Below are 10,846 nucleotides of genomic sequence, written 5' to 3'. Positions count from 1 at the left end.
GGCTCGCCGCCGGCCCGCGTCCGGTATGTGGGTGAGCGGAAGGTCTCCTGCGCCTGCTCGGACGGTGCCTGCGGCGGGGTGGGCGGCAACGACCACCACTGCGCAAGGGCGGTGTGTGCCGCCCGGACGGTCTCGCCGGGGTCGACCATATCGTGCCCGACGAGCCCGGCGACGAGCTGTGTGGCGGTCGGGCGCCGCGCCGGGTTCTTGTCCAGCGTCCGGGCCAGCACCGCGCCCAGGGCCGGTGGCACACCGGTCAGGTCGGGGGCGGCGGTCATGATCTGGACGGCGATCGCTTCGGGGCGCTCGCCCCGGAACGGCTGGCGGCCGGTGGCGGCGAACGCGACGCACGCACCCCAGGCGAAGATGTCGGTCGGCGACCCGGCCCGCTCACCCCGTAGCTGTTCGGGTGCCATCCACACCAGGGTGCCGATGAGCACGCCGGTACGGGTGTGGCTGGTCGAGTCCGACGACCTCGCGATCCCGAAGTCGATGACCTTCGGGCCATCCCAGGTGACCAGGATGTTGGATGGTTTGAGGTCGCGGTGGACCACCCCGGCCGCGTGGATCGCGACCAGGGCGTCGGCGAGCCCGACCGCCAGCCCGTCGAGCAGGCGTCCGGTGAAGGGGCCGCGCTGGGCGACCGCCTCGGTCAGGCTGCGGCCCTCGACGTATTCGGTGGCCATCCACGGGCGTGGGCCGTCGGTGTCGGCGTCGATCACCGCGGCGACCGACATACCGCGCACCCGCGCGGCCGCGGTCACCTCGGTGCGGAACCGGTCGCGGAACTCGGGGTTGTCGGCGAGCCCCGGCGAGGGCACCTTGACCGCGACCGGCTTGTTGTCCGCGGCGAACCCGAGGTAGACGATGCCCATGCCGCCGGCGCCGATCCGGCTCTGTAGACGGTACGGACCGACCTCGCGCGGGTCGTCGTCCGACAACGGCTGGAGCACGTCTTTTCCTCCTCCTTGCCACCCGCCCGCCCGCTCGATTGGCGGATGGTGTCCCCGATTGTCCCTGATGCGTTCGCCCGTGCGTGGCAGCGCTGCTCCGGTGACGTCGGCTATGCGACATCCTCCATCCCGGGGGAAAAATTTTGTCTTGATTCCGGTCTGGAAGAATAGTATCTTGACGATCAAGAGGGTTTGACAAAAGGTTTATCGGTCTCTCCGAGAAGTTGGCCGCACGAGAAGAAGATCTTGTGGGACGTGGTCCCGACGAGGTGTGATCCAGGCGAGATGTACGCGGAAGGAGGGGCGGGATGTCGACCACACCTGCCGCGGTCCCCATGCGGGGTCGGATCTCCCTGGTCACGGGGAGTCGCGCCGTCGCACACCCGACGGTCGCACCGGACCGGGTGCTGGAGGTGCTGGGCCGCCACGTCCGTACCGACGGCTTCGACATCGTCCTCGACACTGCGCACAGCCGTGGCAGCTGGCTCGTGGATGCCCGTGACGGCCAGCGCTATCTGGACCTGTACAGTTTCTTCGCCTCGGCACCGCTGGGGGTCAATCCGCCGGAGCTGACCGGCGACCCCGATTTTCTCGCCGAGCTGACCGCCGCGGCGGTCAACAAGCCGGCCAACCCCGACATCGCCACCGCCGCCTACGCAGGGTTCGTCGAGACGTTCGTCCGGGTCCTCGGCGACCCGGAGCTGCCCCACCTGTTCTTCGTCGAGGGCGGAGCGCTCGCCGTCGAGAACGCCCTCAAGTGCGCGTTCGACTGGAAAAGCCGTCGCAACGCCCAGGCGGGGCGGTCGCCGTCGCTCGGGATGCGGGTGCTGCACCTGCGCCACGCCTTCCATGGACGCAGCGGCTACACCCTGTCGGTCACCAACACCGACCCGGTCAAGACCGACCGCTTCCCCACCTTCGACTGGCCGCGGATCGACACCCCGGCGGTCACCTACCCGCTGGACGACACCCGGCTGGGCGACCTCGCCGTGGCCGAGGCGGGCGCGCTCGCCCAGGCCGAGGCGGCGTTCGCCCGCCATCCACACGACATCGCCTGTTTCCTGGCCGAACCGATCCAGAGTGAGGGCGGCGACAACCATCTGCGGGCGGAGTTCCTCACCGCGATGGAACGTCTGTGTCACGTCCATGACGCGCTGTTCGTCCTCGACGAGGTCCAGACCGGGGTGGGGAGCACCGGGTCGGCCTGGGCCTACCAGCAGTTGGGCCTGCATCCCGACGTTGTCGCCTTCGGTAAGAAGGTGCAGGTCGGTGGGGTGATGGCAGGCCGGCGGGTGGACGAGGTGCCCGAGAACGTCTTCTGTGTAGCGGGAAGAATCAACTCGACCTGGGGTGGCGGGCTGGTCGACATGGTCCGCTCCCGGCGGATGCTGGAGATCATGGAAGCTGACGGATTGTTCACCCGGGCCGGCGAGCTCGGCGCTGACCTGCTGGCCGGCCTGTGGGAGCTGGCCCGGCGCCACCCGTCGCTGGTGACCAACCCGCGCGGGCGCGGCCTGCTGTGCGCGATCGACCTGCCCGCACCCGGAATCCGCGACGAGGTCGTGCGCCGGCTGCGCACCGAGGAGCATGTGCTGGTCCTGCCCGCTGGTCCGCGGGCACTGCGCTTCCGGCCCGCGTTGACCGTTTCGGCCACCGAGCTCTCCCTCGGCGTGGATGCCCTTGAGCGGGTACTGACCAGCGTCCCGGCCACGTGATGGGATCGGTGAGCCTGTCGACGAACCCCGCCCATCTTGACGAGGTCGTCGCGGAGATCGTGCTTGCGAGCCCCGCCGAACTGCTGGCTGCCTGCCGCATCGCCCGGGACGCCCAGCCCGGCTGGGCGGACGTGCCCGCACCCGTGCGCGGAGCCGTGATCGCGAACCTCGGGCGCCTGGTCGAGGACAACGCCGACGCGCTCGCCCGGCTGGTCACCCGCGAGGTCGGCAAGCCCCTGGCCGAGGCGCGCGGTGAGGTACAGGAGATCATCGACACCTGCCGGTTCTTCCTCGGCGAGGGCCGGCGTCTCTACGGCGAGACCGTGCCCTCGGAGCTGCCCGACAAGCAGCTGTTCACCTTCCGGGAACCGGTCGGTGTGATGGCAGTGATAACTGCGGGTAACTTTCCGGTGGCGGTTCCGGCGTGGTACATCGTCCCGGCGTTGCTGTGCGGCAACACCGTCGTGTGGAAGCCGGCGGTCTACGCGGCCGCGTGCGCGCAGGCGTTCACCGAGCTGGTTCACCATGCCGGGGTACCCGCCGGCGTGCTGGGCCTGGTGCCCGCCGAGGGGGTGGAAACGTTCACCGGCCTGGAGCGGGCGCTGGAGGCAGGGTGCGTCGACAAGGTCGGCTTCACCGGCTCGACCGAGGTCGGACGGATGATCGGCGAGCTGTGCGGCCGGCACCTGCAGACCCCCTGCCTGGAGCTGGGCGGGAAGAACCCGATGGTGGTCGCACCCGACGCGGATCTGGACGCCGCCGTCGCCGGCGCGGTGTTCTCCGGCTTCGGCACGGCCGGGCAGCGGTGCACGTCGCTGGGCACAGTGATCGTGCACGCGTCGTTGCACGACGAGTTCGTCCGCCGGTTCGTGACCGCGGTGCAGGCGGCGACGATCGGTGACCCCTTCGCGGACGTCCTCTACGGGCCGTTGCTCGATCGGCGGTTCGCCGCTGGTTTCGAACGCACCCTCGGGTTCATCTGTGATCATCATCGGGTTGCGGGGTCCTCGGCGGTCGGGCGGATCGACGCGGCCCGCCCGCGCAACGGGTTCGTCGGCGTTGCCGAGACCGGCCTGTACTACCATCCGGTGATCCTCGACGGTGTGCGTCCCGGGGATGAGGTGTTCGGTGAGGAGACGTTCGGCCCGATCGTCGGCGTCACCACCTACGGTCACCTCGACGAGGCGATAGAACTGGCCAACGCGCCCGGTTACGGCCTGTCTTCGTCGATCTACACCAATGACCCGGCGACGGTCTTCCGGTTCCGCCGCAGGATCAGCGCCGGCATGGTCAGCGTCAACAACTCGACGTCCGGGGCCGAGGCGCACCTGCCCTTCGGTGGCAACGGCCGGTCCGGTAACGGTTCCCGTCAGTCCGGACGCTGGGTGCTCGATCAGGTCACCCGGTGGCAGGCGGTCAACTGGGACTACTCCGGCCACCTGCAGAAGGCTCAGCTGGAAACCGGCATCCCCGCCGCGGACCTCACCTTCCGCCTTCCCGGCGGCTGAACTGCCGATCAGATAATGCGGATCCCGTCGGCGGCTGCCTGATACAGTCCATGATCGGCGCATGTTTGTTGGTCTGTACGCTTTTTGACCGGATAAGCGTACCCAGCGACAAACTAATGCTGATCTTCTGGACGGCCGATCTTCTGGACGGCCGGTCGTCAGCGGGCCCAGTGGGGGAGCAGCGCCGTGAGGTCGAGGTCGACCGGGAACGGCTCGGTGACGGTGAGCCGCTCGCCGCTACCGGCCACCGTGTAGGCGTCGCCGCGGCCGCGCCGGTAGGTCGTCACCCGCGGCGGGGACGGTTCGATCCGCCAGTAGTACGGAATGCCGAACTGGGCGTACAACGCCGGTCTGGTGGTGCGGTCCTCAACGTGGTTGCCGGGGGATTCGATCTCGATCGCGACGACGACCTCGGCGGGAGCGAACCAGTGCCGGCCCGGTTCGTCGCTGCGCACCACCATGAGGTCGGGGATGCGGGTGAGCTGCCGGCCGAACCGGATGTCCACGGCCATCGCAAGGGCGAACGGCTCGGTCGCGAGCGCGTCAAGCGCGGCGAAGAGTCGGGCGCTCAGGGCCTGGTGCAGGTTGGAAGCCGACGGCGACACGCTGAGCGCTCCGTCGGTCAGTTCGTAGCGGTGGTTGCTGACCGGCAGTTCGTCAAGGTAGTCGGTGGTCCACCCATCCGGCGGGATCGCGATCAGCGGCTCGCTCATCAGCGCGTCCTTCCGTCCATCTCCGTAACGCAAGTCTACGTCGGCGTGCGGACGGGAAGGCCCGCATCCCGGGCGGCCGCAGTCAGTCGGTGGTCATAGGTAACGAAGGCGGTCAGCGCCTCCGGGAGGTGGAGTGCGGCCGCGAGATGGATCGCGTCGACGGTACGGACATACGGATCAGCGACGATGCCGGCCTGGTCGAGCAACGGCCGCTCCAGCTCGACCTGGTCCAGTTGATCGACCAGTTCGACGGCGGTTGCGTGCAGCTGGGAGTCCTTCGGTGCTGCACGGCGTACGACCCGCGTCACTTCGGTGCGGGCCAGGGTGGTGGTTACGTGTGGATAGGCGGCATGAGCGGAAAGGAATGCCACAAGTGCCGGGTCTCGGGTTCGGTGACGAGCAGTTTGACCAGCGCGCAGGAGTCCAGGTAGATCATAGGTCGTCCTCGTCGCGCATGTCCGCAAGGATCTGGGACAACGGTGGAATCTCCGGACGCGCTGCCAACGGTTGCCAGCCGGCCAGACCGCCGCGACCAGGATGCAGGACTCCCGCGGCGATCAGTTCGTCCCTGGCCTTATGGGACGGTCCAGGGGGGACGAGGAGGGCGACCAGCCGTCCCCGTTCGGTAATCTCGACGGTTTGCCCATCCTTGATCTTCTCGATCACCCGGGCGGTGTTGTGTTGCAGTTCTCTGACTCCGACGCACACGACTATGACGCACATAATAGCCCTCAATGTGCGTCGAAGCCGAGGACCGAAGGTCCACCGGGCCGGTCCCGCGGGTACCATCATACCACTGCCAGATCATGTCCAAGCCAGGCCGCTCACACCCGGAGCGGCGGAGCGCCCTACGGCTCCACCCCCACAAACCCCGCCAGCTCAGCCAGCCCGCTCTGTTTCGCCCGCCGCACACTCGTCGCGTCACGCAGGTCCGTCAAGACATAATGCGCCAGCTGCTGGTGCTTCAACCATTCCGGCGTGAGCTGACGCACCCCCCTGGACCGTACGGATCGCGCTCGCATAGTCGCGGGTAGCGGTCTGGGCCTCTGCCACTGCCAAGAGATGTCGTGTCCACGTGGACATCGGCATCTTTTCGTTGTGCTTCACGTCTCGGGCAAGCTGGAGGGCATGGGGCGCATCACCAACCGTCATTGCATTCTCCGTTTCGTGGTTGTGGTCATGCAGGAGCACTACGGCACGGAGAAGTCCCAGGCGGCTAAGGATCACGAGTGGATACCCGCAGTCTCAGCTCTCAACATGGCGATCCTGACGAACGACACGGCGATGCGATTCGATGGGTTGATACGAAAGGCGATAGTTGAGTCGCGGGCGCGGTGCTTCGCCCTCGCCAGGCAGAACCTGACAGGCCCACAAATGGCTGATCGCATAATTGCCAATCGTGATGCAATTCTTTCCGCCGCGGGACTGTTGCCGGGCGCTCTTTGGGAACGATGTGAATCTGGTGTTGTGGCAGGAGCATCAGATTCACATCGTTAAGAGCCTGGTTTGAATCCTCTGTCCAGGCGAGCCCAAGATTCAAAACAGGCTCATGGAGCGCCTGTACCGTAACCAGCTACGGGGTCAGGTTGTGGTGACGGCCCGTAGAGGTGTCCATGCGTTGCCAGCCAGGGCGGTACGGATGGCGTGCATGGGTGGGATGGCGTGGAGCCGTTTGGCCAGCACATATCCGGGGTGCCGGCCACCCTTGGTGGTGCACCGGTCCTTGTTGGCGGCGATGCCGGCTGCGGCCTGTTCGAGGTAGGCGGCGCGGACCTGCTCGATCTCACCGCCGGTCAGGCAGGTGCGGCCCTCGGCCAGGGCAGCCCTGACGGCCGACCGGCCCGCACGCAGCACCTCGATCATCGCCGTCGCCCGTGCCTGGAGCCCGGGTTCGGCCTCGGCGACACCCCGAACCGAAGGGATCAGGTGCGCATTACACAGCTGGCGCGCGGTGAGGATCTCCTCGTGCGTGTCGTAGCCGGCGTAGTCGTCGCACACCAGGGTGCCGGTGTAACGGCTGAACAGGTCGAAGGCGTCGAAGGCGGCATGGCCCGGGTGTGCCCGGCGCCCAGCTGTGGACGGACGGCAGGCCACGGTCGTCGCGTACTGGACGGGTGCAGGGCCCGGATGACCTTCGCCGAGGAGCGGCCACAGTACGAAACCTCGCCACCCCCACCCCCACCCGCCTTGCGGTCGATGGGGAGCGACCGGCAGGGGCGGTCACCTTCCGCGAGCGTTCGGCGGCCCTGGACCCGCTGAGGCTGGTGCCACTGTGCCGCCGGCGAAGACCGTCGGTAGGCGCCGCTAGAGTTCAGGGAAGGGTAGGGCAAGAAAGGGGACCGATGGCTAGCGATTCCTTCGTCCATCTGCATGTTCACACCGAGTACTCGATGTTGGACGGTGCGGCCAAGGTCAATTCTCTGTGTGCCGAGGCGGCCCGTCTCGGGATGCCCGCGGTCGGCATGACCGATCATGGTAATATGTTCGGTTCCTACGAGTTTCAGCAAGCCGCGAAGAAATCCGGTGTCAAGCCGATCATCGGTATCGAGGCGTACATCGCGCCCGAATCGCGTTTCCACAAGAAGCCCATCTTCTGGGGCGAGGGCGGCCAGCGTAACGCCGACCCCGACGGGGAAGGCGGTGACGTTTCCGGTAGCGGCTCCTACACCCACATGACCATGCTCGCCGCCAATGCGACCGGCTTGCGGAACCTCTTTCGCCTCTCCAGCCTGGCGAGTCTCGACGGCTACTACCGCAAACCTCGGATGGATCGCGAGCTGATCTCCGAACACGCCGTCGGAATCATCGCGACAACGGGCTGTCCCTCCGGTGAGGTCCAGACCCGGCTGCGCCTGGGTCAGTTCGACAAGGCGCTGGAAGCGGCCGCGACCTTTCAGGACATCTTCGGCGCGGAGAACTATTTCCTTGAGCTGATGGACCACGGCCTGGCCATCGAACGCAGCGTGCGCGACGGACTCCTGCGAATCGCCCGGGAGCTGGACCTGGCGCCGCTCGCGACGAATGACAGCCACTACGTCACCAAGGACCAGGCGGACTCGCACAGCGCGCTGCTGTGTGTCGGCACCGGCAAGACACTCGACGACCCCAAGCGTTTCAAGTTCGACGGAGACGGCTACTACCTCAAAAGCCCCGACGAGATGCGGGAGCTGTGGGACGGCCAGGTTTCCGGTGCCTGCGACAGCACTCTGCTGATCGCCGAGCGGGTCGAACCGTATGACGACGTGTTCACCTTTGTCGACCGAATGCCACGCTTCCCCGTCCCCGCCGGGGAGGACCAGCTGTCGTGGTTGTACAAAGAGGTCGCCGCAGGAGTGGAGCACCGGTTCGGCGCCAACCCCTCGCAGGATGTCCGCGAGCGGATCGACTACGAACTCCGGATGATCGACCAGATGGGTTTTCCCGCCTACTTCCTCGTCGTCGCCGACATCTGCCGGGAGGCACGCGACAAGGGCATCCGGGTGGGGCCGGGACGCGGCTCGGCCACCGGTTCGATGGTCGCCTACGTCCTGGGGATCACCGAGCTCGACCCGATCGAACACAAACTGATCTTCGAGCGGTTCCTGAACCCCGAACGGGTCACCCCTCCCGACGTCGACCTGGACTTCGACGAACGCCGTCGCGGCGACATGATCCGTTACGTGACGGAGAAATACGGTGAGGAGAAGGTCTGCCAGATCCTCACCTTCGGCACCATCAAGGCAAAGGCTGCGATCAAGGACTCCTGCCGCGTCCTGGGCTACCCCTACTCCCTCGGCGACCGCATCACCAAGGCAATGCCGCCGGACGTGTTCGGCAAGGGCATCCCGCTGTCGGGCATCACCGATCCCCAACACGAGCGGTACAGCGAGGCGGCGGAGGTTCGCGGCCTCTACGAAACCGATCAGGAGGTCCGGAAGGTCATCGACACGGCCCGCGGGTTGGAAGGGCTCACCCGTGGAACCGGCGTGCACGCCGCCGGGGTCATTCTCTGCTCCGAACCGTTGCTGAATGTTCTGCCGATTCACCGGCGCGACGCCGACGGTGCCATCATCACGGGCTTCCCGTTCCCGCAGTGCGAGGACATGGGCCTGCTGAAAATGGACTTCCTGGGCCTGCGGAACCTCACCGTCATCGACGACGCGATCCGCAACATCCGCCAGAACCGCGGAATCGACCTCGACCTCCAGACCCTTCCGCTGGCCGACGTCCCCACCTTCGAGCTACTGGCCCGCGGTGACACACTCGGGGTGTTCCAGCTTGACGGTGGCCCTATGCGCAGTCTGCTGCGTCTCATGGCGCCGACCACGTTCGAGGACATCGCGGCCGTGCTGGCTCTGTACCGACCGGGACCCATGGCGGCGAACTCGCACATCGAGTACGCCGACCGCAAGAACGGCCGCAAGCCCATCACACCCATCCACCCGGAACTGCGGGACGCACTCGAAAGCATCCTCGGCGACACCTACCATCTCGTCGTCTACCAGGAGCACGTGCTCGCCATCGCACGCGAGCTCGCCGGCTACAGCCTCGGTAAGGCCGACCTGCTGCGCCGCGCCATGGGGAAGAAGAAGAAGGAGATCCTGGACGCCAGCTATGCCGAGTTCATGGCGGGCATGGACGAAAAAGGTTACTCGAAGGTGGCCGCACAGGCGGTGTGGGACGTTCTGCTCCCGTTCTCCGGCTATGGCTTCAACAAGTCGCACACCGCCGGCTACGGTGTCGTCTCCTTCTGGACGGCTTATCTGAAGGCCAACTATCCAGCCGAGTTCATGGCCGCCCTGCTCACCTCCGTCGGCGACGACAAGGACAAGATGGCGGTATATCTGGCGGAGTGCCGCAAGATGGGGATCCGCGTGCTGCCGCCGGATGTCAACGACTCATCCCTGTATTTCACCCCGGTCGGCGTCGACGTCCGTTTCGGTCTGGGTGCCATTCGGAACGTCGGGGCACCGGTGGTCGACTCGATCAGGGTCACGCGGCAGAAGAAGGGCGCGTTCACCTCGTTCCCCGATTTCCTGGACAAGGTCGAGATCGGTGTCTGTAACAAACGTACCGTCGATTCCCTCATCAAGGCGGGCAGCTTCGATTCGCTCGGCCACACCCGCCGGGCGCTGGTGAGTGTCCACGAGGTCGCCATCGACGCCGTCGTCGGCCCTAAGCGGGCCGAGGCGTTCGGCCAGTATGGTCTGTTCGGAGATGGCGACGAGAACGAGGGCGAACCGGTGAAGATCGGTCTCAACCTCGATCTCAGTGCCGCGGAGTGGCCGCGCCCTGAACTCCTCGCGCAGGAACGCGAGATGCTCGGCCTCTACGTTTCCAGCCATCCGCTGGAGGGCGCCGAAAAGATCCTGGAACGCAATCGGGACATCTCAATCGTTGATCTTCTTGACAGTGGCCGAAGCGAGGGCGCTGTCCGCATAGCGGGCGTGATCGCGAAGGTCGATCGGCGGGTTAACAAGACCAGCGGCAGCCTCTGGGCCATCCTCACCCTTGAGGATCTCGACGCCGCCGTGGAGGTTCTGTTCTTCCCGAAGAGCTATGAAATCCACGGCACTGAGCTGGTGCCCGACGCCGTCGTCTCCGTGCGGGGCAGGCTCAATGAGCGCGACGGCGCCATCAGTATCTTCGGACAGGATCTCACCACGCTCGACGTGTCGAGTGTCAGTGCGGACGCGGAGCCGCCTGTTGTCCTCACGGTACCCACTCACAAGGTGACCCCGGACCTCGTCAACAACCTCAAGCACATCCTGACCACCCATCCCGGCAGCACCCCCGTGCACCTGCGGCTGCAGAGCCCGCGGCGGACCTCCCTGCTCAAGCTCGGACCCGAGGTCGACACGACCGGAGCCTTCTGGGGAGACATCAAGAGCCTCCTCGGCGCGAAGGCCGTCGCCTCGTGACCGCGAACTGACGAGACGGCCCTCACGCAGTCGTTCAGCCACTGGGTCGCCCGGACC

The 10,846-nt window shown here is 66.6% G+C and carries 10 protein-coding genes; 5 read left to right on the top strand and 5 right to left on the bottom strand.

The annotated features are described in order from the left end of the window. Positions 1–953: serine/threonine-protein kinase (locus U9980_RS13665; RefSeq protein WP_322768254.1), on the bottom strand; the 953-nt coding region annotated here is incomplete at its 3' end. 45 nt (positions 954–998) lie between these two features. Here U9980_RS13665 and U9980_RS13660 point away from each other — a divergent pair. The 3 genes from U9980_RS13660 to U9980_RS13650 all read left to right on the top strand — a co-directional run bounded on the left by U9980_RS13660 (position 999) and on the right by U9980_RS13650 (position 4,176). Continuing rightward, complete coding sequence (locus U9980_RS13660) at positions 999–1,124, top strand: hypothetical protein (RefSeq protein ID WP_322768253.1); 126 nt, start codon at positions 999–1,001, stop codon at positions 1,122–1,124. A gap of 164 nt (positions 1,125–1,288) precedes the next feature. After that, positions 1,289–2,668 (top strand): L-lysine 6-transaminase, encoded by a 1,380-nt coding sequence (gene lat / locus U9980_RS13655; protein WP_416210265.1) that lies wholly within the window; start codon positions 1,289–1,291, stop codon positions 2,666–2,668. Further along, a complete protein-coding gene (locus U9980_RS13650) occupies positions 2,668–4,176 on the top strand; it encodes an aldehyde dehydrogenase family protein (protein WP_416210264.1) in 1,509 nt (502 codons plus the stop codon). The genes lat and U9980_RS13650 overlap by 1 nt, the downstream gene beginning before the upstream one ends. Before the next feature lie 158 nt (positions 4,177–4,334). Here the strand turns inward: U9980_RS13650 and U9980_RS13645 are convergent, their stop codons facing one another. The 3 genes from U9980_RS13645 to U9980_RS13635 all read right to left on the bottom strand — a co-directional run bounded on the left by U9980_RS13645 (position 4,335) and on the right by U9980_RS13635 (position 5,612). Next, positions 4,335–4,889 carry a Uma2 family endonuclease gene (locus U9980_RS13645; protein WP_322748635.1) on the bottom strand — a complete coding sequence of 185 codons (555 nt, stop codon included), beginning with the start codon at positions 4,887–4,889 and terminating at the stop codon, positions 4,335–4,337. A gap of 35 nt (positions 4,890–4,924) precedes the next feature. Next, a complete protein-coding gene (locus U9980_RS13640) occupies positions 4,925–5,197 on the bottom strand; it encodes a hypothetical protein (protein ID WP_322768250.1) in 273 nt (90 codons plus the stop codon). A gap of 124 nt (positions 5,198–5,321) precedes the next feature. After that, positions 5,322–5,612 carry a hypothetical protein gene (locus U9980_RS13635; RefSeq protein WP_322768249.1) on the bottom strand — a complete coding sequence of 97 codons (291 nt, stop codon included), beginning with the start codon at positions 5,610–5,612 and terminating at the stop codon, positions 5,322–5,324. 405 nt (positions 5,613–6,017) lie between these two features. Between U9980_RS13635 and U9980_RS13630 the strand changes: the two genes are divergently transcribed. Beyond that, on the top strand, positions 6,018–6,386 hold the full coding sequence (locus U9980_RS13630; protein WP_322768248.1) for a hypothetical protein: 369 nt from the start codon (positions 6,018–6,020) through the stop codon (positions 6,384–6,386). 84 nt (positions 6,387–6,470) lie between these two features. On the opposite strand, the gene U9980_RS13625 is transcribed toward U9980_RS13630, so the two are convergent. Then, positions 6,471–6,983 (bottom strand): IS66 family transposase, encoded by a 513-nt coding sequence (locus U9980_RS13625; protein ID WP_322768247.1) that lies wholly within the window; start codon positions 6,981–6,983, stop codon positions 6,471–6,473. Positions 6,984–7,231: 248 nt separating this feature from the next. Between U9980_RS13625 and dnaE the strand changes: the two genes are divergently transcribed. After that, positions 7,232–10,789, top strand: coding sequence for a DNA polymerase III subunit alpha (dnaE, locus tag U9980_RS13620; RefSeq protein WP_322768246.1), 3,558 nt, complete (start codon positions 7,232–7,234; stop codon positions 10,787–10,789). Positions 10,790–10,846 lie beyond the last annotated feature (57 nt).

Source organism: Protofrankia sp. Cr1 (assembly GCF_963555865.1).
GTDB lineage: Bacteria > Actinomycetota > Actinomycetes > Frankiales > Frankiaceae > Protofrankia.
Note: the sequence above shows the minus strand (reverse complement) of the source record. Positions and strands in the feature narration are given on the sequence as shown.

Bases quoted from the DNA above. Each gene is read 5' to 3' on its own strand.
- lat (WP_416210265.1), top strand. From the start codon at position 1,289: ATGCGGGGTCGGATCTCCCTGGTCACGGGGAGTCGCGCCGTCGCACAC.
- U9980_RS13630 (WP_322768248.1), top strand. From the start codon at position 6,018: ATGGGGCGCATCACCAACCGTCATTGCATTCTCCGTTTCGTGGTTGTG.
- U9980_RS13645 (WP_322748635.1), bottom strand. From the start codon at position 4,889: ATGAGCGAGCCGCTGATCGCGATCCCGCCGGATGGGTGGACCACCGAC.
- dnaE (WP_322768246.1), top strand. From the start codon at position 7,232: ATGGCTAGCGATTCCTTCGTCCATCTGCATGTTCACACCGAGTACTCG.
- U9980_RS13660 (WP_322768253.1), top strand. From the start codon at position 999: ATGGTGTCCCCGATTGTCCCTGATGCGTTCGCCCGTGCGTGGCAGCGC.
- U9980_RS13635 (WP_322768249.1), bottom strand. From the start codon at position 5,612: ATGTGCGTCATAGTCGTGTGCGTCGGAGTCAGAGAACTGCAACACAAC.
- U9980_RS13650 (WP_416210264.1), top strand. From the start codon at position 2,668: ATGGGATCGGTGAGCCTGTCGACGAACCCCGCCCATCTTGACGAGGTC.